The 26,375-nt window shown below is 65.2% G+C and carries 19 protein-coding genes; 8 read left to right on the top strand and 11 right to left on the bottom strand.

Annotated elements, in window-relative coordinates:
- Window positions 1–53: 53 nt before the first annotated feature.
- Both ACX80T_RS06075 and ACX80T_RS06070 read left to right on the top strand, forming a co-directional pair.
- On the top strand, window positions 54–3,473 hold the full coding sequence (locus ACX80T_RS06075) for a hybrid sensor histidine kinase/response regulator (protein WP_459303977.1): 3,420 nt from the start codon (window positions 54–56) through the stop codon (window positions 3,471–3,473).
- Window positions 3,474–3,478: 5 nt separating this feature from the next.
- Window positions 3,479–4,387, top strand: coding sequence for a GGDEF domain-containing response regulator (locus ACX80T_RS06070; RefSeq protein ID WP_459304038.1), 909 nt, complete (start codon window positions 3,479–3,481; stop codon window positions 4,385–4,387).
- Window positions 4,388–4,417: 30 nt separating this feature from the next.
- Here ACX80T_RS06070 and ACX80T_RS06065 read toward each other — a convergent pair whose 3' ends face one another.
- Genes ACX80T_RS06065 through betT form a run of 3 tightly spaced genes read right to left on the bottom strand, consistent with a single transcriptional unit; the run spans window position 4,418 to window position 9,632 of the window.
- Complete coding sequence (locus ACX80T_RS06065; protein WP_019482185.1) at window positions 4,418–6,016, bottom strand: GMC family oxidoreductase; 1,599 nt, start codon at window positions 6,014–6,016, stop codon at window positions 4,418–4,420.
- Between the two features lie 2 nt (window positions 6,017–6,018).
- The gene (locus ACX80T_RS06060; RefSeq protein WP_459303976.1) at window positions 6,019–7,506 is read right to left on the bottom strand and encodes an aldehyde dehydrogenase family protein; all 1,488 of its coding nucleotides are present in this window, start codon (window positions 7,504–7,506) and stop codon (window positions 6,019–6,021) included.
- Complete coding sequence (gene betT, locus ACX80T_RS06055; RefSeq protein ID WP_116778400.1) at window positions 7,503–9,632, bottom strand: choline BCCT transporter BetT; 2,130 nt, start codon at window positions 9,630–9,632, stop codon at window positions 7,503–7,505. Before betT ends, ACX80T_RS06060 begins: the two co-directional genes overlap by 4 nt.
- A 208-nt stretch (window positions 9,633–9,840) precedes the next feature.
- Here betT and ACX80T_RS06050 point away from each other — a divergent pair, with 208 nt between their 5' ends.
- Both ACX80T_RS06050 and clpB read left to right on the top strand, forming a co-directional pair.
- Entirely contained in the window at window positions 9,841–10,839 is a 999-nt protein-coding gene (locus tag ACX80T_RS06050) for an aldo/keto reductase (protein ID WP_459304037.1), read from the top strand.
- Window positions 10,840–10,988: 149 nt separating this feature from the next.
- On the top strand, window positions 10,989–13,586 hold the full coding sequence (gene clpB / locus ACX80T_RS06045; protein WP_459303975.1) for an ATP-dependent chaperone ClpB: 2,598 nt from the start codon (window positions 10,989–10,991) through the stop codon (window positions 13,584–13,586).
- Here the strand turns inward: clpB and ACX80T_RS06040 are convergent.
- Window positions 13,583–15,178 carry a hypothetical protein gene (locus tag ACX80T_RS06040; protein WP_459303974.1) on the bottom strand — a complete coding sequence of 532 codons (1,596 nt, stop codon included), beginning with the start codon at window positions 15,176–15,178 and terminating at the stop codon, window positions 13,583–13,585. The genes clpB and ACX80T_RS06040 overlap by 4 nt on opposite strands.
- Before the next feature lie 286 nt (window positions 15,179–15,464).
- Between ACX80T_RS06040 and ACX80T_RS06035 the strand changes: the two genes are divergently transcribed.
- Entirely contained in the window at window positions 15,465–15,701 is a 237-nt protein-coding gene (locus ACX80T_RS06035) for a DUF3073 domain-containing protein (protein WP_019482180.1), read from the top strand.
- A 133-nt stretch (window positions 15,702–15,834) separates the two neighbouring features.
- Here ACX80T_RS06035 and purM read toward each other — a convergent pair whose 3' ends face one another.
- The 7 genes from purM to ACX80T_RS06000 form a co-directional block, all read right to left on the bottom strand.
- Window positions 15,835–16,959 (bottom strand): phosphoribosylformylglycinamidine cyclo-ligase, encoded by a 1,125-nt coding sequence (gene purM, locus ACX80T_RS06030; protein ID WP_459303973.1) that lies wholly within the window; start codon window positions 16,957–16,959, stop codon window positions 15,835–15,837.
- Window positions 16,956–18,515: an amidophosphoribosyltransferase gene (gene purF / locus ACX80T_RS06025; protein WP_459303972.1), complete on the bottom strand. Its 1,560-nt coding sequence runs from the start codon at window positions 18,513–18,515 to the stop codon at window positions 16,956–16,958. Before purF ends, purM begins: the two co-directional genes overlap by 4 nt.
- Window positions 18,516–18,556: 41 nt before the next feature.
- Window positions 18,557–18,937 (bottom strand): hypothetical protein, encoded by a 381-nt coding sequence (locus tag ACX80T_RS06020; RefSeq protein ID WP_459303970.1) that lies wholly within the window; start codon window positions 18,935–18,937, stop codon window positions 18,557–18,559.
- Window positions 18,938–18,956: 19 nt separating this feature from the next.
- The gene (locus ACX80T_RS06015) at window positions 18,957–20,396 is read right to left on the bottom strand and encodes a DUF2079 domain-containing protein (protein WP_459303969.1); all 1,440 of its coding nucleotides are present in this window, start codon (window positions 20,394–20,396) and stop codon (window positions 18,957–18,959) included.
- Window positions 20,393–20,770: a sterol carrier family protein gene (locus ACX80T_RS06010; protein WP_459303968.1), complete on the bottom strand. Its 378-nt coding sequence runs from the start codon at window positions 20,768–20,770 to the stop codon at window positions 20,393–20,395. Before ACX80T_RS06010 ends, ACX80T_RS06015 begins: the two co-directional genes overlap by 4 nt.
- Window positions 20,771–20,775: 5 nt before the next feature.
- The gene (locus ACX80T_RS06005; RefSeq protein ID WP_459303967.1) at window positions 20,776–21,780 is read right to left on the bottom strand and encodes an asparaginase; all 1,005 of its coding nucleotides are present in this window, start codon (window positions 21,778–21,780) and stop codon (window positions 20,776–20,778) included.
- Between the two features lie 87 nt (window positions 21,781–21,867).
- Window positions 21,868–23,442 carry a molybdopterin-dependent oxidoreductase gene (locus ACX80T_RS06000; RefSeq protein WP_459303966.1) on the bottom strand — a complete coding sequence of 525 codons (1,575 nt, stop codon included), beginning with the start codon at window positions 23,440–23,442 and terminating at the stop codon, window positions 21,868–21,870.
- 103 nt (window positions 23,443–23,545) lie between these two features.
- On the opposite strand from ACX80T_RS06000, the gene purD reads away from it, so the two are divergent.
- From purD to ACX80T_RS05985, 3 genes are read left to right on the top strand one after another with little or no spacing between them, the layout of a single operon-like run.
- Window positions 23,546–24,877 carry a phosphoribosylamine--glycine ligase gene (purD, locus tag ACX80T_RS05995; RefSeq protein ID WP_459303965.1) on the top strand — a complete coding sequence of 444 codons (1,332 nt, stop codon included), beginning with the start codon at window positions 23,546–23,548 and terminating at the stop codon, window positions 24,875–24,877.
- Between the two features lie 2 nt (window positions 24,878–24,879).
- The gene (locus ACX80T_RS05990; protein WP_459303964.1) at window positions 24,880–25,761 is read left to right on the top strand and encodes a phosphoribosylaminoimidazolesuccinocarboxamide synthase; all 882 of its coding nucleotides are present in this window, start codon (window positions 24,880–24,882) and stop codon (window positions 25,759–25,761) included.
- A gap of 40 nt (window positions 25,762–25,801) precedes the next feature.
- Window positions 25,802–26,335, top strand: coding sequence for a hypothetical protein (locus ACX80T_RS05985; protein WP_459303963.1), 534 nt, complete (start codon window positions 25,802–25,804; stop codon window positions 26,333–26,335).
- Window positions 26,336–26,375 lie beyond the last annotated feature (40 nt).

Here is a 26,375-nt window from a genome sequence, read left to right as displayed (position 1 = left end):
TAACTAGAAGTTATCGAAGCACGGAGCTGCCGAGCCGCTCTGAAAGGATCCCCGTGGGCACTTCCGTCGTTGACGACCAGCAGTATTCGCCGACGGAAGCGGGCGCGGGATTGTGGTGGCTGGCAGGTGCTGGGCTGGCCGTGGCAGCAGCCGTTGGGAGCTACCTGGTCGCCAATAGCGGCGAAGATCTGGCCCAGCATGTCGGGAACATCAGCCTCCTCCTCTTCAGCCTGGCGGCCGCCGTCAGTTGCGCCGTCGCCGCATGCCGCGACAAGGAATCCGCCAAAGCCTGGTGGTTGCTGGCGACGGCGACGCTCGTCTGGTTCGGCGGCATGGCGGCCTGGACCTATTTCGGGGTGACCCGCGACCACCTGTATCCCTTTCCTTCGATAGCCGACATTGGGTTCATTGGCTACGCCATACCGGCAACAGCCGCCCTCTTCTTCTTCCCCCGGCCGCCAGCAACGCTGGTGTCCGGCCTCCATACGCTGCTGGACGGTGGGGTGATCGCAGCAACCGTCCTGTTCATCAGCTGGGCGACGGTCCTCGGCCCCGCCCACCGGTCATCCAGCCAGGGGGTCGAAGGCCAGCTCACCGCTACCTCCTACCCGGTGGTGGACGTCATCATCATTTCCCTGGTGCTCGTGCTGGGGATTCGGCTGCCGGTCGGCGACCGGCTCCGGTGGTTCTGCATGGGCGGCGGCCTGCTGGTGCTGGCCATCACCGACAGCGTGTACGTACGGCTCACGTTCGAGGGCGTCACCGGCGTCACCGGATCGCCGCTCACGATCGGCTGGATGCTGGCCTTCACGCTGATCGCCGTCGCACCCCTGGTGCCGCGCCGGCCAAGAACTGGCGCCGACCGGCACCGCTACGCCGTCGCCCTGGAGCTGGTCCCCTACGCTCCAGTGGTGGTTGCGATCGTCGTCGCCGGATATACGGCAGTCGACGGTACGTATCCGGTCCAGCTGGGGATCGGCGTCGTCGCCCTTGTCTTGTTGGTGATCCGCCAGGTCCTGATCGTCGTTGAGAACGTCACGCTGACCCGCGGATTGGCGGATCAGGTGGCCGCGCGCACAGCGGAACTGGAGGGTCTCGGCGCGATCGTGACGTCGTCGTCGGACGCCATCTTCGGCTGCACTCCCGACGGCAAGATCGTCAGCTGGAATCCCGGTGCGGAAAGAGTTTTCGGGTATCCAGCGGCGGACGCTATAGGCCGGGACAAGGGTTTCTTCGTCCCGGCGTCGGCACATGCAGCGAATGACGCCGCGCAGGCACTCGTGGCAGCCAGCGGTGAGGGCCATAGTTTCGAAACGGAGCGTTTACGCAGCGACGGCTCAGTAGTGCAGGTCGCAATGACCATATCCCCGGTGTTCACGGATGGGGTGATGCGTGGGCTGGCGACAATTGCTCAGGACATCAGCGAACGACGCGCGGCGGAGACCGAGTTGCTCAATGCCCGGGAAGCCGCGCTCGAGGCGACCCGGCTGAAATCCGAATTTCTGGCGACCATGAGCCACGAAATCCGGACCCCCATGAACGGGGTGATCGGACTGACCGGGTTGTTGCTGGATACGCCACTGGATTCGACCCAGCGGCAGTATGCCCAGGGTGTCAAGGGTGCCGGCGAGTCCCTGCTGCTGCTGATCAACGACATCCTCGACTTCTCGAAACTCGAAGCCGGCCGGATCAACCTGGAGATGGAATCCTTTGACCCACGCACCCTCATCGACGAGGTCGCTGGCCTCCTCGCGGAGGGTGCGCGGCAGAAGAACCTGGAACTGATTGCATACTGCCTCCCCGAGGTGCCAGCGCAGCTGATTGGCGACGCCGGCCGGATCCGGCAGGTGTTGCTCAATCAGCTCTCGAACGCGGTGAAGTTCACCGCGGCCGGAGAGATCGCCATCCGGGTGTATCGCGAGGACCCAGCCGACGCATCCGGTGACGGACGGCCAAGGATCCGGTTTGAGGTGCAGGACACGGGCATCGGGGTGGAGGCCGCCGACCACGAGAGATTGTTCGAATCCTTCGCGCAGGCCGATGCTTCAACAACCCGCAGGTATGGGGGGGCGGGGTTGGGCCTCGCCATTTCGCGTCGGCTGACTGAGGCGATGGGCGGGACCATTGGGGTCGACAGCACCCTGGGGGCTGGCAGCACCTTCTGGTTCACGCTGCCGCTGGAAGGATCCCTGGTCCCCGCAGCACCCGAATCCAGTCTGCTCGACGAGCTGAAAGTGCTGGTGGTCGACGATAACGCAACCAACCGGCTGGTCCTCGAATCGCAGCTCGGGTCCTGGCGGATGAAGGCAACTGCCGTCGACAGCGGTGAGGCGGCGCTGGAACGGCTATCCGCAGCAGCCCACGCCGGAGAGCCTTTCGACATCGCGGTGCTGGACATGCGTATGCCGGATATCAACGGGATCGACCTGGCTGAGGCAATCAGCAGCCACCCCGAGCTGGCCGCCACCCGGTTGATCCTGCTCACCTCCATCGGGCATATCGACCGCGACCGGCTCGCCGCTGCCGGAGTGTCTGAATGGTTGACTAAACCGGTTCGCAGCTCGGCGCTCTACGACCGGCTGATGCATTTGATGACCCACACCGACGCTGAACCGGTAGCGGAAGCCATCCACTCCCGCACCGTCCAGCTACAGGATGCCCAGGATGGTCCGAATGTACGCATCCTGGTGGTTGAGGACAATGCGGTGAACCAGCTGGTCGCGGAATCGATGCTCCTGAAGCTGGGGTACCGGGTGGACCTGGTGGGCGACGGCGCCGAAGCGGTGAAGGCTACCTCCCACGAAACCTACGCGGCGGTCCTGATGGACTGCCACATGCCGGTGATGGATGGGTTCGAAGCTACCCGTGCCATCCGCAGCCGTGAGGGTGCGCACCTGCCGATCATCGCCATGACCGCTGGCGCGCTTAGCGAGGATCGTGAACGGTGCCGCGCCGCGGGAATGGATGGCTACCTCGCCAAACCGGTTGATCTGGCGCTGCTGCAGACCACTCTGCTGCGCTGGGTGCACACCCCCGGCGTGCCAGCGCCGGCGGTCAGCGCGCCAACCCTTCCAGTGTCGCCGCCCGCGGCAGCAGCAGCAGAACCCGGTCCCGCTGCCACACCGCGGCAGGTGGTGGATCCAGCCCGGCTGGAGCTACTCCGCGGGCTCGGCGCAGCCGACGGATGGGGAGTGCTGCCCGCTGCAGCAGCCGCCTTCCTTGAAGGGGTCCCAGCCGATCTGGCCGCGCTTAGACGGGCAATCGAACAGGGGACAGGGCTGCGGGACGCGGCGCACAAGCTCAGGGGCGCTGCCGCCAACATTGGCGCCGACGGCGTCGCGGCCCTCTGCGGCGAACTCGAAAATGATGCGGTTGCCGACGCGGAGACACACTCTGCAAGGATTGAAGAACTGGCGGCAGAACTGGAGTTGGTCTCCCTGGCCCTGGCCGACTCCGTGAGAGGAGCCCCGTGAAGGTGATGGTGGTCGACGACGACCCGGGATCATTGATGGTCGCCAAGGCCGTGGTGGAACAGGCTGGCTACGAGTGCCTGTCGGCAACCAACGGGGACGCCGCCTGGGACCTGTTCCAGCGGTATCAGCCCCAGGTGGTCGTCACCGACTGGATGATGCCCGGCATGAACGGGCTGGAACTGTGTAAGGCAATTCGCAGCGCCGAGGAGGACACCTACACCTACTTGGTCTTGCTCACGTCTTTCGGCTCCCAGGACGCCGTGCTGGCGGGGATGGAAGCCGGCGCCGACGACTATGTCACCAAACCGCTGGATTCCTTCACGCTTCGCACCCGACTGCTGGTGGCGCTCCGCGTGACCGCGCTGCATTCTCAGCTTGGAAAGTACCGGCAGGAACTCACCCGGCAGGCGAGAACGGATCCGCTCACCAGGGTCGACAACCGGTTGAAACTCACCGAAGACCTCGAACTCCTGCATAACCGGAGCCAACGCTACGGCGGACAGTATTCCCTGGCGCTGTGCGACGTCGACTACTTCAAGAGCTTCAATGATCTGCAGGGGCATCCGGCGGGTGATGAAGCGCTGAAGGCGGTAGCCAGGACTCTCACCCGGCTGTCACGGGACACCGACGGTGTGTACCGGTACGGCGGCGAGGAATTCCTGCTGATCCTGCCCGATCAGGGCGCGCACGATGCCGAGGTTGCGGTTGAGCGGATCCGCTCGGGGATTGAGTCACTGGCCATTGCGCATACCGGCAACCCGTTGCGGGTGCTGACAATCAGCGCCGGGATCTCAACCTTTACCGCTGACCATGCGGTGAGCAGCGGACAACTTTTGAAGGAAGCCGACGACGCCCTGTACTCGGCGAAGGCGGCCGGCCGGAATCGGGTCGCCAGCTCGCTCCGGACCGGCTAGAGGGAAGCCCGGCCCGGAGCGTGCGTGGCCCTACTCCGCCCGGGCCTGCCTGATCAGATCCGCGCACCGTTCGCCGATCATCATGGTGGTGATGTTCGGGTTCACGGTGGTGAGTTCCGGCATCACCGATGCGTCTGCGACGCGCAGCCCGGTCACGCCTTTCACCCGCAGCTGAGGGTCAAGGGGTGACAGCTCATCGGCCACGGCTCCCATCCGCACCGTACCGGCGGGGTGGTAGACAGTGTTGTGGGTTTTCCGGATATAGTCGGCAATTTCGTCATCAGTCTGCACGTCCCCGCCCGGGTACAGTTCACGTCCTGCCCACTCCGCCATGGCCGGCTGGGCGACAATGTCCCGAGCCTTCCGGATACCGGCGATCATCACCCGCATGTCGTGGGGATCGGTGAAATAGCGAGGATCCACCATTGGTTTGTCCCGGTAGTCACGGCTGCGCAACCGGACCGTTCCGCGTGACCGGGCATGCGTGACATTCGGGGTCAGGCAGAACCCGTTGTCGGTGGTGGGGTACCCGTGCCGCAGGGTGTGCATGTCGAAGGGTACAGAACCGTAGTGGAACATCAGGTCGGGCCGGTCCAGTCCGTCTTCAGTGGTGGTGAAGATACCAATTTCCCACCACTGGGTGGACGTTTCAGGCATCGGCTGCTTGGCTTCCCACTGGATGACACCCTCAGGGTGGTCCTGGAGGTGTTCGCCCACCCCGGGGGAGTCCACCCGGACGTCGATGCCGTGCGCTGCGAGGTGCTCCGCCGGGCCGATGCCCGACAGCATGAGCACTTTCGGAGAATCGATGGCTCCAGCCGACAGGATCACTTCTGACCGTGCGGTGAGCGCGTGGGTCCGCCCGAAGGAGGAGTCAACGACGTCGACGCCGGTGCACCGGTTGTCCGCGTCGAACCTCAGTTCCCGCGCCCGCAGGCCGGTAAGCAAGGTGAAGTTGGGCCGTTCCATGATCGGGTGGATATACGACACCGAGGACGAAGCGCGGGTGCCGTCGGCCTGCCGGTTGATCTGGAAGAAACTGGCACCATTGATCACCGTCGCACCCGTGTTGAAGTGGACCCGTGGGATACCAGCCTGTTCACAGGCGTCAAGCAGTGCCTTGCCCGAAGGGTCCGACGCCGGAATGTTCATCAGGTGCACGGGTCCCGCATCACCGTGGTGCGGAGCGTCCGGACCGGCGTCCTCGTTGGTTTCCAGCCGCTGGTAGAGGGCATAGGCGGTATCGGAGTTCCAACCCTCCGCCCCGAACTTCGTTTCCCACTCATCGATGTCCTCCCGGGGCGCCCAGAAGGCGATACAGGAGTTGTGGCTGGAGCAGCCGCCCATCACCTTGGCGCGGGCATGCCGCATGAAGGAGTTGCCGTTTTCCTGCGGCTCGATGGGGTAGTCCCAGTCGTATCCGGATTCCAGCAGTTCCATCCACCGGTCAAGGCGGAGGATCTGGTCAACACCCCGGTCGTCGGGGCCCGCCTCGACCAGCGCTACCTGTACGGTCGGGTCCTCGCTCAGGCGGGCCGCGACGGCGGCGCCAGCCGAACCGCCACCCACGACGATGTAATCGAATGCTGTCTTCTCGAAGTGGCCAGTCGCTGCTATTTGATCAGACACGGTTACTGCTCCTCTTTACGGTCCGCAAACCAGCCGGTGACCTGCGGATCGATGTTGTGGTAAATGTGCTTGGCCTCCTGGTATTCGGACAGGCCGGTCGGCCCGAGTTCACGTCCGACACCTGACTGCCCGAACCCGCCCCACTCGGCCTGCGGCAGGTAGGGGTGGAAGTCGTTGATCCAAATGGTGCCGTGGCGCAGGCGCCTGGCGATCCGCTGGGACTTCCCTGCGTCCTGGCTCCAGACCGCTCCGGCGAGACCGTAATGGGTGTCATTGCCGATCGCCACGGCCTCCTCCTCACCGTTGAACGTCTCGACAGTCACCACCGGGCCGAAGGCCTCATCGACTACCACCGACATGCCCCGCTTGACCTGGTCGAGCACCGTCGGGGTGTAGTAGAAGCCCTTTTCCAGGTCCCCGGTGCCCCAGGTGCCGCCGCAGCGCAGCCGCGCCCCCTCAGTGACGCCCTTGTCGACGTAGCTGGTGACCTTGTCACGGTGAGCCGCGGAGATCAACGGACCGGTTTCTGCGTTCTCATCGAAGGGACCGCCGAGCTTGATCAACTGTGCGCGCCGCACCAGTTCATCGACGAAGCGTTCAGCGATTGGTTCTTCGACGATCAGCCGGGCACCGGCCGAGCACACCTGTCCCGAGTGCACAAACGCAGCGTTCAGCGCGTTGTCCAGGGCAGCGTCAAAGTCGGCGTCGGCGAAGATGATGTTGGGATTCTTGCCCCCGAGTTCCAGTGCCACCTTCTTGACGGTTGCCGATGCAGCTGCGGCAATCCGTTTGCCGGTTTCAAGCCCCCCGGTGAAGGAGACCAGGTCGACGTCGGCGTGCTCCGAGAGCGGCGCCCCGACGGTGGCCCCGGCGCCGAGCACCAGGTTTGCCACCCCCTTGGGCAGTCCGAGCTCGTCCAGCACGTCCATCATGAGCATGCAGGTGTGGGGGGTGAGCTCGCTGGGCTTGAGAACGAAAGTACAGCCGGCCGCCAGCGCGGGGGCAATCTTCCAGGCGGACTGCAGCAGCGGATAGTTCCAGGGCGAGATCAGGGCGCAGACGCCGACCGGCTCGTACTCGATCCGGCTGACCACTGCGGCGTTTCCGGGGTCCACCAGCCGGCCCTGGTTCTGACCGGCGAGCTTCCCGAAGTAGGTGAAGCAGCCAATGATGTCATCCATGTCGATCTCACTCTCGACCAGACGCTTCCCCGTATCCATGGTTTCGGCGCGCGCAAACTCGGCCTTGCGCTCCCGCAGGCGGGCAGCAACCTTCAACAGGAAGTCACCGCGCTCGGGTGCGGGAACGGCGGCCCACTCGCCACGGTCGAACGCCGAGCGTGCGGCAGCGATGGCTGCAGCGGCGTCGTCGGCGGTCCCTTCGGATACCGTGCCCACCAGTGCGCCGTCAGCCGGGCAGTGGATCTCCCGGGTACCACCGTCCGAAGCGGGTACCCAGGTGCCATCAATAAACAGTGTTGCGGTACTCATGAACGCTCCTCGGGGTTGGTGAAATCGGATTCCCAGTTGTCCGAGGCCAAATGATCCTCGGTGATTGCGGTGTTGCCGGGCGAGGCGCGGTTGCTGTGCAGGAATTCCAGATGTGTCTCGTAGTGATCCAGTACATCGGTGATGACCTGCTCCTTGGTGTAGCCCAGGAGGTCGTACCCGTTGCTTCCCTCGAGGGAGAAAACTTCCATGCGGTAGTACTTGTCCGCCGTCGAGGCGCTCCTCAGCGCATAGGACGGAGTGTCGTACTGCACGGGGTAGACCTGGTACTTGAACGCCCGTTCGCTGCCCAGGCTGACCGACAGGTCTACCTGTCCAACCCCACCCGGACCAGCGTTGCCGGCGGTCAGGGTGACGTCGGCGCCCTGCGCGGCGAGTTCATCGTGAACCTCCTGGAGTGCGGGAAGGGCCACCTCGTCGATGAACCGTTGGGCCTGTTTGCGTCCCGGATAGGTCAGGACATGGGCGAGTCGTTGGCGCCAACTGCGGCCACCGCGGGCTTCGCTACCGGATCTGCTGGAGATGATCCCCGGTAGGGAAGTCCGGTAACTATCCATCCGTGAGCTTTCCACTTTCAGAGCTTTGTAAAGCCCGTACATGATGAACAGCAGCAGGATGGAAAGCGGCAGCCCCATTACCACCGTCGCGTTTTGGAGGGTCAGGACCCCGCCGACGGACAGCATGGCGAGGGTGAGTGCACCGGTCACCAGCGCCCAGAACACCCGGAGCCACTTCGGGCCGTCGGAGTTGGCGTCCTTGAGGTGGGAGGTGAAGTTGGCCATCACCAGCGCACCGGAATCGGCGCTGGTGACGTAGAAGAGCAGACCCGTGAAGGTAGCAATCGCGATGATCAGCGGAGCCATTGGATACTGTTCCAGCAGTCCGTAGAAGGCCCGCTCCGGATTGTTCATCCCCACTTCGCCGAACTCGGCGTTGCCGCCCATCACAATGTCCAGTGCGCTGTTACCGAAGATCGAGATCCACAGCAGGATGAACGTGAACGGCACGATCATCACGCCCAGGACGAACTGCCTGATGGTGCGGCCTCGGGAAATGCGTGCCAGGAAGAGTCCGACGAAGGGTGCCCAGGCGATCCACCAGGCCCAGAAGAACAGCGTCCACCAGCTCAACCACTCGTCGGGACGGTCATAGGCGAACGTATCCATGGTCATGCCGGGGAACTGGCTGAGGACGTCGCCGGTGTTCTGGATGATCCCGTCCAGCAGGAAACTGGTCTTGCCGGCGACGAGGATGAACAGCATGAGGGCGGCGGCCAGCAGCACGTTCAGCTCGGACAGGCGTCTGATGCCCTTTTCGACCCCCGACACCGTTGAAACCACTGCCATCACGACGGCGACGGCGATGAGACCGATCTGGACTGCGAGGTTTTCCGGCAGCCCGAACATGAGGGTCAGCCCGTAATTGAGCTGCACGACGCCGATGCCCAGGGACGTGGCGATGCCGAAAATGGTGCCGAGCAGCGCTGCAATATCCACGGTGTGTCCGATTGGGCCTTCCACCTTCTTCCCGAAGATGGGGTACAGCGCCGAACGGATGCTGAGGGGCAGATTGTGGCGGTAGGCAAAAAAGCCAAGAGCCAGACCCATCAGGGCATACAGTGCCCAGCCGGTAATCCCGTAGTGGAAGAGGGTCCAGACCATAGCCTGTCGCGCGGCTTCAACTGTTTCACCCGAGCCCTGGGGCGGTGCAAGGTACTGGGTGATTGGCTCAGCCACCGAGAAAAACATCAGGTCGATGCCAATGCCGGCGGCGAACAGCATCGAAGCCCAGGTGAACATGCTGAACTGTGGTTTGGAGTGGTCCGGCCCGAGCCTGACCTTCCCGACTCTGGAAAGCGCCGCGACCAGGACGAAAATGACCACGAGGGTGACGATCAGGAAGTAATACCAGCCCATGTTGACTGACACCCAGGTGACCAGGGTGCCAATGACTGCTGCGGCGTTTACCGGGGCGACGATGGCCCAGACGGTGATTGCCAGAATGCCGACGGCCGAGCCGATAAAGACCGTCTTGTTGACTCTGGTTTTGGGTTCTGAATTCGGCTCGCCGGGGGAGTCCGGCCGTGCTTTGATCTCTTGACTCATCATCTGCCTAATCGTTGATCGACGCCGCGTCGGACTACAACTGAACTGTGCAGGTTATGCGAGGGTAAGGGTGCGACGGGCCTGTCAACGCTACCAACCTGGTCTGCTCCCCCCAAGTCGTAGCATCAAAATTACCAGCGAATCAGTGGTTCGTGACCGATCTGCAACCGAACTCTTGATTCAGGAGCGCATAGGGCTAAGGGTTATGACTATGACAGTTTCGCGGATTGAACTTGCCAGCGGTTTTACTGTCAGTGCCCAGGGTTTTGGTGGCATGGCATTGACCGAGGTTTACGGGGGCCTGGATGAGAGTCAGGCATTGGCGACGTTGAATCATGCGGTGGATATCGGGGTCACGTTCATTGACACCGCGGATATCTACGGTGCAGGAAGCAACGAGGCGCTGATCTCACAGTTGCTGCGCCATCGACGCGACGAGGTCGAAGTGGCTACCAAGTTCGGGCTGATCGGCAGCCCCTCACAGGGGTACTCGGGGATTCGTGGTGACGCCCGGTATGTGAGGGACGCAGCGGACGCGAGCCTGAGTCGGCTCGGCACCGACGCCATTGATCTGTACTACATGCACCGGCGGGACACCCGCGTCCCGATCGAGGAAACGGTGGGTGCAATGGCCGAGCTGGTCACCGCTGGCAAAGTGCGCCACCTCGGCCTGTCAGAGGTCACCGCAGACGAACTGCAGGCAGCCCACGCCGTTCACCCTATTTCAGCAGTCCAAAGCGAATGGTCAATCTGGAGCCGCGACGTCGAGACGTTCGTGGTTCCGATGGCTGCGCAGCTGGGGGTGGGATTTGTCCCCTACTCTCCGCTGGGGCGCGGCTTTTTGACCGGCACAGTCCAGGCAGCAACGCTTGGCGACGGCGACTTCCGCCATCGGGTGCCACGGTTCGCTACCGACGCACTGACCGCCAATGCAGCCGTGGTGGAGGCGGTCCAAGCGGTTGCCGCGGACACGGGTGCCACTGCTGCACAGGTTGCCCTCGCCTGGCTTGCCGCTCAGGGCCGCCGGTTCGGGCTGCCAGTAGTTCCTATCCCCGGCACCCGGAAGCCGGAACGTGTCGAGGAAAATGCCGGCGCCACCGCCATGGTGCTGTCCGCCGCGCACCTTGATGTGCTGGACGGCGCGGCTGCGCTGGTGGTGGGTGACCGCAGCGCCGACCGGTCCTGGGTCTCTCAGGGAAGAGAGGCTTAGGGCCCTACCAGTCAACGCCTGGCGGTGCTCTACTGGGGGCCAGTGCAGGACCTGTCTGCTGTCAGCGAACCAGCAGCGGACACGCACCTGTGCCAAGTTGAGCGGGGTACACTCAACTCTAAGGTTATTGCTGTTTGAAAGGTTGAGACATGGACGCCAAGTTCACCACCAAAAGCCAGGAAGCACTGTCCGCCGCAGCCACGAATGCTTCGACCGCAAGTAATCCTCAGGTCGAACCCGCACACCTCCTGAAAGCGTTGATGGACCAGCGTGACGGCGTCGCTGTTGCTTTGCTCAAAGCCGCCGGGTCCGACCCCGACGCCGTGAGCACCCGGGCGAGCTCCGCAATCAAGGCGCTCCCGTCGTCGTCGGGCACGTCAACGGCGCAGCCGCAGTTCTCCCGCGACACCCTGCAAGCCATCAAGGCCGCCCAGCAGGAGGCCGAGACGCTCGGCGACAGCTTCATCTCCACCGAACACCTGCTGCTGGGGATTGCATCCGGGGTCGGCTCAACCGCCGCCATCCTGAACAACGCCGGCGCTTCACGCGCGGCCCTTGCGGCTGCCCTGCCGGGCATTCGCGGCGACCGGCGGGTGACCACGCCGGAGCCGGAGAACACCTTCCAGGCGCTGGAGAAATTCGGCGTCGATCTGACCGAGATCGCCCGGTCGGGGAAACTCGATCCGGTGATCGGCCGGGATAGCGAAATCCGCCGCGTCATCCAGGTGCTGTCCCGCCGCACCAAGAACAACCCGGTGCTGATCGGTGAGCCGGGGGTGGGGAAGACGGCCGTCGTCGAAGGCCTCGCCCAGCGCATCGTTGCCGGCGACGTCCCTGAATCCTTGCGAGACAAGACCCTGATCAGCCTCGACCTTGGCTCGATGATCGCGGGGGCCAAATACCGGGGCGAGTTCGAGGAGCGGCTGAAAGCAGTCCTCGAAGAAATCAAGTCCGCCAACGGCCAGGTAGTCACGTTCATCGATGAACTTCACACGGTGGTCGGTGCTGGGGCCTCCGAAGGGTCAATGGATGCCGGGAACATGCTGAAGCCGATGCTGGCTCGCGGGGAGCTGCGCCTCATCGGTGCCACCACGCTCGATGAGTACCGCAAGAACGTCGAAAAGGATGCAGCCCTGGAACGGCGGTTCCAGCAGGTCTATGTGGGTGAACCAAGCGTCGAGGACACTATCGGTATTCTTCGCGGCCTCAAGGAACGCTACGAGGCGCACCACAAGGTGACCATCGCCGATTCGGCGCTCGTGGCCGCTGCCACCCTGTCCAACCGCTACATCTCAGGTCGACGGCTCCCGGACAAGGCGATCGACCTGGTGGACGAGGCGGCGTCACGGCTGCGCATGGAAATTGACTCGGCCCCCGAGGAAATCGATCAGCTGCGCCGCTCAGTCGACCGGCTGACGATGGAGGAGCTGGCGCTGACGGGCGAGAGTGACGACGCCTCCCAGGACCGGCTCCACGCCCTACGCGCCGACATGGCCGATCAGAAGGAAAAGCTCGCAGCACTCAACGCTCGGTGGGAAGCCGAAAAGGCGGGGCTCAACCGGATGGGTGACCTGAAGGCTGCCCTCGAGGACCTGCGCTCGCAGGCAGAGCGGGCCCAGCGCGACGGCGACCTTGAGCAGGCCTCCCGGTTGCTGTACGGCGAAATTCCCACCCTGCAGCGCGAGCTCGACGCCGCGCAGGACGCCGAACCCGAGGACACTCCGCTGCCGATGGTCGCGGAGGACGTCACAGCCACCGACATCGCCGAGGTGATTTCCGCCTGGACAGGCATCCCCGCCGGGCGCATGCTCCAGGGCGAAAGCCAGAAACTTCTGCACATGGAGCAGGTCATTGGCTCCCGGCTGATCGGGCAGTCAAAGGCAGTGACGACGGTGTCGGATGCGGTCCGCCGCGCCCGCGCCGGGATTTCAGATCCCGACCGGCCCACCGGATCCTTCCTCTTCCTGGGGCCTACCGGGGTGGGGAAGACCGAGCTGGCGAAAGCCCTCGCCGACTTCCTGTTCGACGACGAGCACGCCATGGTGCGGATCGACATGTCCGAGTACTCCGAGAAGCACTCGGTCTCCCGTCTGGTCGGCGCCCCTCCAGGCTATGTCGGCTATGAGGAGGGCGGTCAGCTCACGGAAGCCGTCCGCCGTCGCCCCTACAGCGTGCTGCTGCTCGACGAGGTGGAAAAAGCGCACCCCGAGGTCTTCGACATTCTGCTGCAGGTGCTCGACGACGGCCGCCTCACCGATGGGCAGGGCCGCACCGTCGATTTCCGCAACGTTATCCTGGTGCTGACGTCCAATCTGGGCTCCCAGTTTCTGGTGGACCCGTCGATGACGGACTCCGCGAAGCGCGACGCGGTGATGTCGGTGGTGAACGCAAGTTTCAAGCCGGAGTTCCTGAACCGGCTGGACGATGTGGTTCTCTTCGACGCACTCACTCTCGAGGAGCTGTCCCGGATCGTCGACCTGCAGGTGCAGTCACTCGCTTCCCGGCTTCACGAGCGGCGGCTGAACCTGACCGTCACCGACGCAGCCCGCGAATGGCTGGCCCTCACCGGGTTTGACCCCGCGTATGGCGCCCGGCCACTCCGCCGGCTGGTGCAGCGTGAGATCGGTGACCGCCTGGCGCGGGGCATCCTGGCCGGAACCATCAACGACGGGGATACGGTGCTGGTGGACCGGGTGGTTGATGCTGATGGCCTCAGCGTTGCTGCCGAGGTACTCGAGACGAGCTAGTTGTTGATCAGGGTGTCGCTGATGACGTTGCCCTCATCGCTGGTCACGAGGCAGTCCACCCGGCGGTCGCCGTCGGACCAGGCGCCCTCGCGTGGGGTGACGCGCAGGAGCTCGAGGTTCTCGTAGCGGGCTGCGGCGGTTTCATCGAGGTCGACGCCGTCGCACACCTGCTGCGCGCGGAGAGCCAGCGCGTCGTCACCGGGGAACTCGGCGTCGTCCGCGTAGAAATCGCTGGCCAATAGCTGCGCGTTGTGGGGTGTTGAGCAGGTCACCACCGTTGAGGTGCTGTTGATGTCCACGAAGTCCCGCAGGCACTGGCCCTCTTCAAGGTCCAGGGGCAGGACGTTCTCGGCGATGATCCCGTCAGCGCCTGGCGTGCCGTTGCTAATGGGCTCCCGCTCCGGCGACGCCGTCAGGCCGGTGATGAGGGCGACCAGGCCCCAGATCAGGAGACCCAGGGCCAGCAGCCCCAGGAGTGCGCCGCCGATCAGGAGACCCCGCTTGTTTTTGCCGTTGCTGGCCGCCTGACGACCGTCGCGACGCCGGGTACCGGCCGGGGGTAGCCCGTAGGGGCCTCCGGTGGGTTCGGTAGGGGACTCGGACGGCTGCTCGGGGTAGCTGCCCTGCGGGCCGGTCTGAGCTGCTGGTGTGCCGGGGCTGGTTGGCGGCGCCGCACCCATTCCCGCGGGGAGGGCTGCCGGGTCCGTGCTGGCGGTTGCCGCTGCTGGGACCGGGCTGGGAATGTCGGCGTCCGCTTCCAGATCAGTGTCGGAATCAATCCCAACTGCTGGACTGGCATCAGAAGCGGGGCCCGTGGTTTCGAAGAGGCGGTCCCACCGCTGCTCATCAGTGGCTGCGGGAGTCCACTCCGGGGCGTCTCCGTCGGCGGCGAAGTTGGGGAGGGCGCGGGTGGTGTCTGTGCTGGCCAGTGCGGCCGCTTCGCCTGTGGAGTCTGTGGAGTCTGTGGAAGCGGTGTCTTTCGTGTCCTTGGGGGCGTCAGGGGCGTCGGTGTATCCGGTGTCTTCGGGGATGCCGGTGTCTCCGCCGTCCTCGGTGTCTGGGATGGCTGTGTCCCCGGAGCCCCCGGCGTCCCCGGGGGCGTCGGCTGGTTCCGCGTCATGTGGCTCGTCGACGGCGTCAGGATTGCCATCAGTGCTGTCGGCTGCGGCCTCCGGGTCCCCGTCGGTCGTATCGCCCGCTGCTCCGCCGGCTGGTGCTGTCCCGGCGGGAGCGGCCTTCGTTGTCGGGTCTGCCGTCGGGACCGCGCCGGCGACGAGCAAACCAGCATCCAGGGCCTCCTGCTCGACACGGCGGGCTTCGGCGGCGATTTCCTCAAGCGATGCAGCGCGTGCGGTGTCCTCGCTGATCCGTGCCGGGTTGAGGGAAGGCTCAACCAGCTGGACGTCGTCGGCGGAGACCGACAATTCCGGCTCGACCGTCTCGGGGGATACCTCGGCGTCGCTGAGCTGCACAGTGTCCGGGTCAACCAGTTGCGGTTCAGCGACGTGAATGGTCTCGGATTGGTGCTCTTCAGCGCCGCTCTGTGCCGGATCGGATTCGGAGTCCCGCGGGGTGCGCTCCTGATCGCTCATGATGTTCCGCCCTGCCTTCTACGTTCTTGTGCGTCCGCCCTCACTGCAGGCTCCTCTGCTACGACTTTAGCCAAGTTTCGGATGCAGTAGGCGGGAGCCGGTAGCACCAAGTGTACTGACGAAGATCGGCGATTTTCGGGCGGCAGGGAGGGCGCACGCGGAGTCTGGGAAAGCATGTAATCTATAGGTACGACAAACTGACCAAATACTCCGGGGCCTCGCTGCAGCCTTGGGCCGATAAGGCCCCAGTGACCACCTCCGGATCGACGCAAAAGGGGGTCACGCCATGGGGCGCGGCCGTCAAAAGGCAAAAGCTACCAAGCAGGCTCGGGACATTAAGTACTTCAGCCCCGCGACTGATTACACGGCACTGCAGCGAGAGCTCACAGGCCCGGGCGAGCGAGCCTCCAAACGTTCTACGGATCCGATGGAGCCGGTTGAACCGGACTACTCGGCTTACGAAGACAAGTACGCAGATGTGGACGACGACGAGGACGACGGCGGATCACGCCGCACTGGTTGAGTCACTGCACTGGTTGAGTCACTGCACTGGTTGAGTCACTGCACCAAAAAAAGTGGGGTACCCGCAAAATAGCCGTTGCGCAACGGCGATTCTGCGGGTACCCCACTTTTTTGTGCTCGAAAGCGGGCGGGGCTTAGGCGTACTGGCCCACGAGGCGCACCGATCCACCGTCGACACCCTTGGCGCCCTGCACATAATCCGGTCCGTCAGTTGACTCGTTTGAGGCTGCTGCAATCTGGCCCATTACCCAGGCGGGGACGCCACGCTCGGTCAACCGGGCAATGGCGGCGTCTGCTGCCGGCGCCGACACCACCGCAACCATTCCCACACCAAGGTTCAGGGTGCGTTCGAGGTCCGGCAGCGGTACGGCACCGAGTTCGGCGACCAGCTTGAAGATGGCAGGCAGTTCCCAGGTGGAGCGGTCCACCGTTGCTTCCAGGCCGTGCGGCAGCACCCGGGCCAGGTTGGCGGCCAGACCGCCACCGGTGACGTGGCTGAAGCCGTGCACACCGGCGTCGTTGGCAACGGGCAGGAAGCGGGCCAGATCCAGACAGTCCGCGGCGTAGACGCGGGTGGGCTCAAGAAGTTCCTCGCCGAGGGTCCGCCCGAGCTCGCTGACCTGGCGGTCCAACGCCCAGCCAGCCTGGTTGATGATCCGGCGGACCAGCGAGTAGCCGTTGGAGTGCAGGCCGGAGGACGCCATCCCGATGACGACATCGCCCGCACGCACCCGGTTGGGACCGAGCAGTGAATCCGCTTCGACCACGCCGGTCGCGGCGCCGGCGACGTCGTATTCATGTTCTCCAAGCAGCCCAGGATGTTCAGCGGTCTCGCCACCCACCAGGGCGGTGCCAGCCACCGAGCATGCGGCGGCGATGCCCCGCACGATGTCAGCGATGCGTTCGGGGACAACCTTGCCGCACGCGATGTAGTCGGTCATGAAGAGCGGCTCGGCGCCAACCACCACAATGTCGTCGACCACCATGCCCACCAGGTCAAACCCGATGGTGTCGTGGATATCCATGGCCTGCGCGATGGCCACCTTGGTGCCGACGCCGTCGGTCGACGTCGCCAGCAGAGGCTTGCGGTAGGTCAGGAGCCGGGACACGTCGTAGAGTCCGGCGAATCCGCCCACCCCACCAATGACCTGGGGGCCGTGGGTAGCCCGGACGGCGTCCTTCATCAGTTCAACGGCGCGGTCGCCGGCTTCGACGTCAACTCCGGCGCTGGCATAGGTGATGGGGGAGTTGGAGGTCATACCCGTTCTTTCTTGTCTTCGTCGGTCAGCACTGCCTCGAACTCACTGTCAGGCCCGGGATCGCAGCCGTTGGAGCCAGGATTGTCGGCGGGATCAACCCGTTCCAGGAGATTCTTGCCGCGGCGTTCCTCAGCCGGGAGTGCGATTGGATAGTCGCCGGTGAAGCAGGCGGTACACAGGCGTTCGCGGGGCTGCTCGGTGGCGGCGATCATTCCGTCTTCGGAAATGTAGGCCAGGCTGTCAGCGCCGATCGAGTTACTGATCTGCTCCACTGCCGCACCGTTGGCGATGAGCTCGGCCCGCGACGCGAAGTCGATGCCGTAGAAGCACGGCCAGCGGACCGGTGGGGAGGAAATCTTGACGTGCACCGACGCTGCGCCAGCTTCACGGAGCATTCGCACCACTGCCCGCTGGGTGTTGCCGCGCACAATTGAATCGTCCACCACGATGATCCGTTTGCCCCGGATGACTGACTCCAGCGCGTTGAGCTTCAGGCGGATGCCGAGCTGGCGGAGGGTCTGGCTGGGCTGGATGAAAGTGCGGCCCACGTAGGAGTTCTTCACGAACCCGTGGGCGAACGGAATACCCGACTGCTCGGCGAATCCCACCGCGGCAGGGGTGCCCGATTCGGGGACGGGGATGACGACGTCGGCGTCGGCTGAGTTCTCGCGGGCGAGTTGCCGGCCCATTTCCACGCGGGCCTCGTACACCGAGCGGCCAGCGATCGCAGCGTCGGGACGGGCCAGGTAAACGTACTCGAAGACGCAGCCGGCCTTGGTGGGCGTGGCGAACTTGCGGGTCCGGACGCCGTCCTCGTCGATGGCAATGAATTCACCGGGCTCGATTTCCCGGATGAAGCTGGCGCCCACGGTGGCGAGGGCGGCCTGCTCGGAGGCGACCACCCAGCCGCGTTCCAGCCGACCGAGGACCAGGGGGCGGACGCCGTGGGGGTCCCGGGCCGCGTAGAGCGTGCCTTCGTCCATGAAGACGAAGCAGAATGCGCCGCTGATTTTGGGGAGTAGTTCGAGTGCTGTTTCCTCGAGGGAGCGGCCGTCGTCGCCGGCCAGGAGGGTGGTCACCAGTGCGGTGTCCGAGGTGTTTCCCTGGGCCATTTCGCCGCTGCGGGGCTTGCCGTGGCGGGCGAGGACCATCTGGTAGAGGTCGGCCGAGTTGGTCAGGTTGCCGTTGTGGGCGAGGGCGACGGTGCCGACGGCGGTGGCACCGAGGGTCGGCTGCGCGTTGGCCCAGTTGGAGGAGCCGGTGGTCGAATACCGGCAGTGGCCCACAGCGATATGGCCTTCAAGGGTGTTGAGGGTGGTTTCGTCGAAGACCTGGGAGACCAGGCCCATGTCTTTGTAGACGCTGATCCGCTCACCGTTGCTGGTGGCGATGCCCGCAGACTCCTGGCCGCGGTGCTGCAGGGCGTACAGACCGTAGTAGGCGAGCTTGGCTACCTCCTCGCCGGGAGCCCAGACACCGAATACGCCGCAGGCATCCTGGGGCCCCTTCTCGCCTGGAAGAAGGTCATGGGAAAGATTTCCGTCACCGCGAACCATTGCATCATTCTCTCACGCGTTGGGGTCTGCGGCTCCACCGGTTACTCGGGGAACTGGTCGTCGTCGTATGTGCGCTGGGCGACTGCCCGCTTGGAGCGTCGGACGCTGATCTGATCCAGCACCAGCACCAGCAGCGCGCCGAGCAGCAGGCCGGGGATCGCAAACACCATGATGAAGAATCCGAAGATGGATTCGCGGGTCAGGGTGGGGTCGCCGGGGCCCGCGTAGGCAACGATCGCTGCGATAACAACACCCACCAGCACGCCAAGGCCCATGAAGGGCGCAAAGCGCGGAGCACGGCGCACCGTGACTTCCCGACGGGCTGGTCCCTGCCCCGGGGTCGCGCCGGGCCCTGCGGCCGCGGGGCGGGCAGTAACCGAAGGGTCGTTGTCGTCGCGAGGCGAGGGTAGCTCTGAACTCATGCTTTAAGGCTACCGGCGTTTAGCCGATCCGTCTGACCAATTGGTACCCGTTCTCCTGGAAGACGAGTTCGTAGGATTCCCCGGGGTAGGTTTCCTCGGCATGCGCCACCCCGTCGGCCGGGTGGGTGGGGCCCCAACTCCAGTCCTGGTCGTCGACAATCAGGTATTCCGGCGCCGGATTATCGTTGCCCAGCCAGAACACCTCGGTGTCGGGGACCAGGTACGGCATCAGCACCACCCCCGTCTCCACGGTCGAACCAGCGGGAATCTGAGCCATCACCTGGTGCGCTGTCGCCCACCGTTCGGACTGGCGGAAGGTGGCCGGATCGGCCAGCTCGCCCAGGGGCTGGCTCGGCAGCAACAACAGGGCAGCGACGGTCACCGCGGGGACGACGACGGCGTCAGCCGAGCGCAGCCACCGCCGCCCCGACCTGCGGGAGGTATCGATTGCGTCGATCAGTGCGGCGAACAGGACTGGCATCAGGACGGCGCTGTAATGCCACTCCGGGCCCCAGTACACATCGTTGCCCGAGACGAAACGCCAGGCCAGGGTGGGCACCATGATCAGCGCCAGCGGTGACCTCAGGAACAGGAAGCCTCCCGCCAGCAGCAGCAGCCACACCGTTTCGTATTTCGCGCTGGCCGAGAAAATGGTGACCAGCGCGCCAACCGGGTCAGCGATCATCCCGCGAACGTCGATCCGGTCTGAATAGTCGTACTGGCCGCCAGTGTTCAGGAGCGGCAGGATCACCGCCACGGAGAGCAGCAGCCAGCCGACGCCCCACGCCGCCAGCCACAGCCCGATCCGGTCCCGATACCGCCACGCGATGACCAACCCGATCGCGGCAACCGTCAGGCCGAGGTCCTCTTTCACGAAAACCAGCAGTCCAGCCCAGACGACGGCGGTGCGCAGCCGCCCGATGATCATCGACTCAAGAGCGAGCGCAAGAAGCAGGATGGCGAGCGCGATCTCGTGGAACTGCGCGGCCACCGCTGTCTGAAGACCCCACGACAATCCGTAGGCTACGCCGAGGCAGCTGCCGGCCACCGTGCTGAGCCGCCGGATGCCCAGCCGAGCGATCACGAGGACCGACAGTCCGATCAGAATGTTTTGCAGAATCAGCAGGGTCAGGCCGGAGGGGAAAAACGCGTAGGCGGGACCAAGAATTACCAGCAGCGGATGGAAGTGGTCACCCAGGAGGTTGAAGCCGTCACCCTTGATCGACACAATCGGCGCGTCGAAGCCGGCGTAGGCCTTGGCCAGCTGGGTGAAGATGCCGAGGTCCCAGGACGGGGTAGCGAGCCGGTTCCACTGCGCCACTGAGTAAACCGTGTAAGTGGCGGTGATCAGCAGGGCGATGATCACCGCGGCGGGTGGCTGCCGCCGGACGGCCGCCACCGACGACCGCACACCTTCAGTGATGAAGGTGGTTCGGCGAAGTGAATGTTGAGCTGTCACGGTGTCGGCGGAGTGCCGGTGGGGAACAGGGGAAGCCAATCGCTCAGGTCGGCTCGTTGCCCCGAGGCGGCAACCTTTCCGGCGCCGACGGCGTCGGCCCAGGCGAGACTTCCAGTCACCAGTGCCAGCCAGGTGGCGGCGTCGGTCTCCACCACATTCGGCGGGGTGCCCCGGGTGTGGCGTGGTCCGGCAATGCACTGCGCCACACCAAACGGCGGCACCCGCACCTCTACGCTGTTGCCCGGCGCCCGGTCAGCCAATTCCTCGAGTGCGTACCGCACGGCGGTGGCCGTCTCGGGGCGGGTGGCCGAGCCGGACCGGACAGCGTCGATGGCTGGCTTGCCCGCCGGGGCGGGGATCCGTCGTCGTGCCATGGGGCCTAGTCCAGGAGAGCCATGACCGGTGCGGCGAGCCGAAGCTTGCCGACCGCTGCGCTGCCGCCCATCACCGGAGGGACCACCTTGGCGAGGACTGCGCTCACTTTGTCGGCGTCGACGGCGCCGGTGGCAGCCAGGAGGGTCAGGCCCACCAGCGTGGTGGCGCGGATGTTGCCGTCGAGGATTTTGAGGGCGAGGGAGACTCCGGTATCGGTGCCCATGACGAGGACGCCTTCGGCGCCGTTCTTGGAGATGATGCCCAGATCCTCCATCACTACCGAGTTTTCGCGGCCCCGGCCGTGTACGGCCCAGGGGTAGTCGAGCATCGCGGTGGCAATGGTCGCGGCGCGGGCGTCAGCGTTCTTGTCCGAGGGTGCCTTGGAGAACTTGCCGATGCCGCGGGCGAGGCCCGTCAGCGAGACGGCGGCGAGGGGAGCCCCGCAGCCGTCGACACCCCAGTGGGAAATCTTCTCTTCGGTGTACTCCTCAATGACCGCGGCGATGCGCTCCTGCAACGGGTGGGAGGGGTCAAGATACGTGGAGTGGTCCCAGTTGTTCTCGGTGCAGGCCCACAGGAAAGCGGCGTGTTTGCCGGAGCAGTTGAACGCGATGCGCTGCTTGCCCTTCTCCGTGCGGATCAGCCAGTTGCGGGCTTCCTCGTCCTGGGGCCAGTCGGCGGGGCATTGGAGGTGCTCCTCCGAGACTCCTGCCGCGCTGAGCATGGTGCGCACCACGTCCATGTGCTCATGCGATCCCACGTGGCTGGCCGCGGCCAGAGCGACCTGAGGCCCCCGCAACGGCACGCCAGACTGCATCGCGGCGAGCGCCTGAAAGGGCTTCAGGGTGGAGCGGGGAAAGATGGGGGCGTGGATGTCGCCGAGTTCAGTGACCACAGTGCCATCGGCGGCGAGGATCACTGCAGATCCCAGATGGCGCGATTCGATGAAGCCGTTGCGTTCCAGGACGGCAAGTTCGACGGCGTCGGCGGAGGAGAAAGTCTGAGGCATGAGACAAGTATCGCTTATCGGCTGTCGAGGTGGAGCTTGTACCCACCGGAGGAACGGACATCCGGTGGGTACAAGGTTTGGGGAGTGCTATTCGGCGGTGAACTGCACTGACTGCCAGCCGGAGGCGCCGTTGGGCACCGTGTCCGCGCGTTCCTCGGTCTGTACGCCGTCGGGGTCGTAGGCGCGGGCGCGGACGGAGTGGGAGCCCGCTTCGACGTTGATCTCATGGGACCACTGGCGCCAGGTGTCCACCGAGGCTTCGGCGGCGAGAGTGGCTTCCTCCCAGTCGCCGTCATCGACCTGGACCTCCACCTTGGTGATGCCGCGGTGCTGGGCCCAGGCGGAGCCGCCGATGGTCGACGTCCCGGCCGACACCTGGGCGAAGGAACGGGGCACCTCGACGCGGGCCATGGTCTTGATCGGCCCCTGCTCGGACCAACCGCGGTCGGTCCAGTAGGCGGTCTTGTCGGCGAATCGGGTGACCTCAAGGTCCACCACCCATTTGGTGGCTGACACGTAGCCGTACAGGCCGGGCACCACCATGCGGACGGGGAAGCCATGCTCCAGCGGCAGGGGCTCGCCGTTCATTGAAATGGCGAGCATCGCATCGCGGTCATCCTGCAGGATCGGCAGGGGAGTGGAGGCGCTGAAACCGTCGGTGCTGGTGGAAAGGACCATGTCGGCGCCGGCCGTGGGCCTGGCGCGGGCCAGCAGGTCGCGGAGCGGGTAGCCGAGCCATTTGGCGTTGCCCGCCAGATTTCCGCCGACCGGGTTGGACACACAGGTGAGGGTGATGTGGCGTTCGATCAGGTCGGCATCGAGCAGGTCCCGGAACGTGATGGTGAATTCTTCCTCGACCATGCCGTGCACCCGCAGCTCCCAGGTTTCCAGGTCGATCTGCGGCACGCTCAGCGCGGTGTCGATGCGGTAGAAGTCCGGGTTCGGGGTGACCCAGGGGACGACGCCGTCGACGCCGGACTCCACACCGGCAGGGATAGCCGGCGCGGCGCTGGCCGGGGTGGGAAACGTGAGGGCCTCCCGGGCCATATTGACGGTATTCCGGGCGCTGGAAATGGCACGGCCGCCGGCCGCCGCGGCACCCGCGATGACTGCGGTGATGCCGGCGGCGGCAAAAAAGGTGCGGCGGCTGGTGCCGGTGGCTGGGGTGTTGGTGCTGGTCGCTTCCTGGGTGGCGTCGGCGTCGTCGCGGGTTTTATGCAGCGCACGGATCAGGTAGCGCAGGGCCAGGAGGCCGACGGCGGTCCCGATCACCGTGGGGACAGCGTCCAGCACGGTGGCGCCGGCCCGGGAAATCACCGCCGCAACAATGACGGCGCCCATCAGGACCACGCCGGCTACACCGAGCACCCACTTCCGGTAGGCGACCACACCGAGGATGGCGGCGAGGAAGACGATGGTGACGCCCATGCCAACGAAAAGTGCCACCTTGTCGTTGGTGCCGAACGTGGCGATCGCGAAGTCCTTCAACCACGGCGGGGTGAAGTCGATGAAGGTGGAGCCGAGGGCGATCAGGGGCGCGGCACGGGCGGTCAGGAAGGAGCCAAGCAGTTCTGCCACGCCCAGCACCAGGCCGGCACTGACTATCCCAGCTAGTGCTGCCAGCATGGATTCCTTGCGCCCGGGGCGTCGTAAAGCGTTCATGCACCTTATTCGGAGTGGTGCGCCGTGCGTATGGGTTGTCACAGGGCCGATTACCCCGTCACAGCTTCGCGAGGATCCAGCCGAGACAGTACGCTGAACTACTGTGAAGGTTCTAGTGATTGGCCCCGGCGGCCGCGAACACGCCCTTGTCCGAGCACTGCTATCCGACCCGTTCGTCCACGAGGTGCATGCAGCCCCCGGCAACGCGGGGATGGGCAGCATCGTCCCCACCCACGAAGTCGACGCCGCTGACCCGGCCGCTGTGACAGCCCTGGCCCAGTCCCTGGACTCGGACCTCGTGGTGATCGGCCCGGAGGCGCCGCTCGCTGCTGGAGTAGCTGACGCACTGCAGGACGCGGGAATCCCCGTCTTCGGTCCGTCCCGGGAGGCCGCCCAGCTTGAGGCGTCCAAAGCCTTCGCCAAACAGATCATGGCCGCAGCCAACGTCCCCACCGGCATGGCCCGGGTTGCTTCGAACGCCGAGCAGGCAGCCGAGGCGCTGGACATCTTCGGCGCACCCTACGTGGTCAAGGATGACGGTCTGGCCGCCGGCAAGGGCGTCGTCGTCACCACTGACCGGACCGAGGCGCTGGACCACGCGCAGGCCTGCTTCGACGCTGGCGGCACGGTGGTCATCGAGGAGTTCCTTGACGGCCCCGAGGTGTCCCTCTTTGTGCTCTCCGACGGCCGCAACGTGCTTCCGCTCGCCCCGGCCCAGGATTTCAAACGCATTTACGACGGCGATCAGGGGCCGAACACCGGCGGCATGGGAGCCTATTCTCCCCTGGACTGGGCGCCAGCGAGGCTGGTTGACGAGGTCATCGACCGGGTGGCCCAGCCCACCATCGACGAGATGGCCCACCGCGGGACACCGTTCGTTGGAGTCCTCTACGTTGGGTTGGCCCTCACCACCCGCGGCCTTCGTGTCATCGAATTCAACGCCCGCTTCGGTGATCCCGAGACGCAGGCCGTCCTTGCCCGGCTGAAGACTCCGCTAGGCGGAGTGCTCATGGCTGCCGCCAAGGGTGGGCTGGACCAGGTTGAAAGTCTCAACTGGTCTCCCCAGTCGGCAGTGGCCGTGGTCCTCGCGTCGGAGCACTACCCCGACGCTCCCCGCACGGGCGACCGCGTCCGCGGCCTGAAGCGGGCCGAGGCGATCGACGGCGTCCAGGTGCTGCACGCCGGAACCGCCCTCAAGCACGGCAAGGTGGTATCGGCCGGTGGCCGGGTACTCGCCGTCGTCGGGCTCGGAGATGACCTGACGGCCGCCCGCGACAGGGCCTACCGTGGGATCGCCGAGCTGAGCCTCAAGGGCGGTCAGTTCCGGCGGGACATTGCGTTGAAGGCCGCGCAGGGTGAGGTGGTGGCGCCCGCTGTGGCCTCCCCGTTGTCGCCTGTCACTGCCGCGTCGGCGGCCACGCCCGCGGGGGCCTGAGCGTGACGTTCGCGCCGTCGTTCATTGACGTACCCGGGTGGACGCACATCTATTCGGGAAAAGTGCGTGACCTGTACTCGCCCCTGACCGGACCCGATGACCGGGTGCTGGTGGTCGCGAGCGACCGGATCAGTGCCTACGACTTCGTGCTGTCCTCCGAGATCCCTGACAAGGGCCGGGTCCTGACCCAGCTGAGTCTGTGGTGGTTTGAACAGCTGGCCGAGGTACCCAACCATGTGCTGTCGACCGATGTGCCGGCCGAGGTTGCGGGTCGGGCGATGATCTGCCGGAAGCTGGAGATGTTCCCGGTGGAGTGCATCGCCCGCGGGTATCTCACCGGGTCCGGGCTGCTGGAATACCGCTCGTCGGGCACCGTGTGCTCGCTTCCGCTGCCGTCCGGGCTGGTGGATGGGTCGCGGCTCGAGCCGGCGGTGTTCACGCCCTCGGCGAAGGCCGCGGTGGGGGATCACGACGAGAACATTGCGTACGACGACGTCGTCGCCACCGTGGGCGCGCCCGTGGCGGAGGAACTGCGTCGGCTGACCCTGGCCATCTACGGCCGGGCCGAGGAAATTGCCCGGTCCCGGGGGATCATCCTGGCGGATACGAAGGTGGAGTTCGGGCTCTCTACCGACGGGCAGATCACCCTCGGCGATGAGGTCCTGACACCCGACTCGTCACGTTTCTGGGATGCTGCCCTGTATGCCCCCGGACAGGCGCAGCCGTCCTTCGACAAGCAATTCGTCAGGGATTGGCTCACCTCGGAGGCATCCGGGTGGGATAAGTCCTCCACCCCGCCGGAACTCCCCGCCGAGATTATCGAGAAGACCCGCGGCCGTTACATTGAGGCCTATGAGCGGCTGACGGGCCTCACCTTCGCCTAGCCTTTGCACTACTGTTCACCAGACTGGCTCCGGCCGCCGCTTGATCTCCACTGGTCGGCGCGTGGTGGGTGGGAGACTGTGCCGGACCAGCCATAAAAAAGGCCCCGCGGTTGGTCTTCAACCGGCCGCGAGGCCTTTTCTGCTGGTCGAGGTCCTAGGATGTTACTCGAACCGGGCCAGATGGACCATCGACAGGTTCGATGTCATTCGCGACGCCCTGGATCGGATCGATGCAGGTAAGCTCCGCCGTCCTCCTGCCAAGACTCCTCGCCCCACACAGCGTTACCGCCTGACCGATCGCTTCACGCCTGACGAACTCAATCAGCTCGTCGCTCGCTACCAAGCTGGCGAGATGAGCGCGGCTCTGGCTCGAGAGCAGGGTATTGCTAAGTCGACCTTCTTGCGACTGCTCACGGAGCATGGCGTCGGCACCAGACCTCGCGGCCTGACACCGGCCAAGGAGAAAGAGATCCTCCGACTCCGGAGACAAGGCGTGATTATTCGTGAGATCGCCAAGCGAGTCGGCTGTAGCTACGACACGGCAAGGATCTTCTTGTTGAGCCACAAGAAGTGACTGGATCGGCATCCTGGACGACGTGGGCAGGAAAAGAGCC

It is taken from the genome of Arthrobacter sp. Sr33, from assembly GCF_054511195.1.
This window is presented reverse-complemented; position numbering and strand designations above follow the sequence as displayed.

Coding starts and splice junctions, on each gene's coding strand:
- ACX80T_RS06070 (WP_459304038.1), top strand. CDS start 3,479: ATGGTGGTCGACGACGACCCGGGATCATTGATGGTCGCCAAGGCCGTG.
- ACX80T_RS06060 (WP_459303976.1), bottom strand. CDS start 7,506: ATGAGTACCGCAACACTGTTTATTGATGGCACCTGGGTACCCGCTTCG.
- betT (WP_116778400.1), bottom strand. CDS start 9,632: ATGATGAGTCAAGAGATCAAAGCACGGCCGGACTCCCCCGGCGAGCCG.
- ACX80T_RS06050 (WP_459304037.1), top strand. CDS start 9,841: ATGACAGTTTCGCGGATTGAACTTGCCAGCGGTTTTACTGTCAGTGCC.
- clpB (WP_459303975.1), top strand. CDS start 10,989: ATGGACGCCAAGTTCACCACCAAAAGCCAGGAAGCACTGTCCGCCGCA.
- ACX80T_RS06040 (WP_459303974.1), bottom strand. CDS start 15,178: ATGAGCGATCAGGAGCGCACCCCGCGGGACTCCGAATCCGATCCGGCA.
- ACX80T_RS06035 (WP_019482180.1), top strand. CDS start 15,465: ATGGGGCGCGGCCGTCAAAAGGCAAAAGCTACCAAGCAGGCTCGGGAC.
- purM (WP_459303973.1), bottom strand. CDS start 16,959: ATGACCTCCAACTCCCCCATCACCTATGCCAGCGCCGGAGTTGACGTC.
- purF (WP_459303972.1), bottom strand. CDS start 18,515: ATGGTTCGCGGTGACGGAAATCTTTCCCATGACCTTCTTCCAGGCGAG.
- ACX80T_RS06020 (WP_459303970.1), bottom strand. CDS start 18,937: ATGAGTTCAGAGCTACCCTCGCCTCGCGACGACAACGACCCTTCGGTT.
- ACX80T_RS06010 (WP_459303968.1), bottom strand. CDS start 20,770: ATGGCACGACGACGGATCCCCGCCCCGGCGGGCAAGCCAGCCATCGAC.
- ACX80T_RS06005 (WP_459303967.1), bottom strand. CDS start 21,780: ATGCCTCAGACTTTCTCCTCCGCCGACGCCGTCGAACTTGCCGTCCTG.
- ACX80T_RS06000 (WP_459303966.1), bottom strand. CDS start 23,442: ATGAACGCTTTACGACGCCCCGGGCGCAAGGAATCCATGCTGGCAGCA.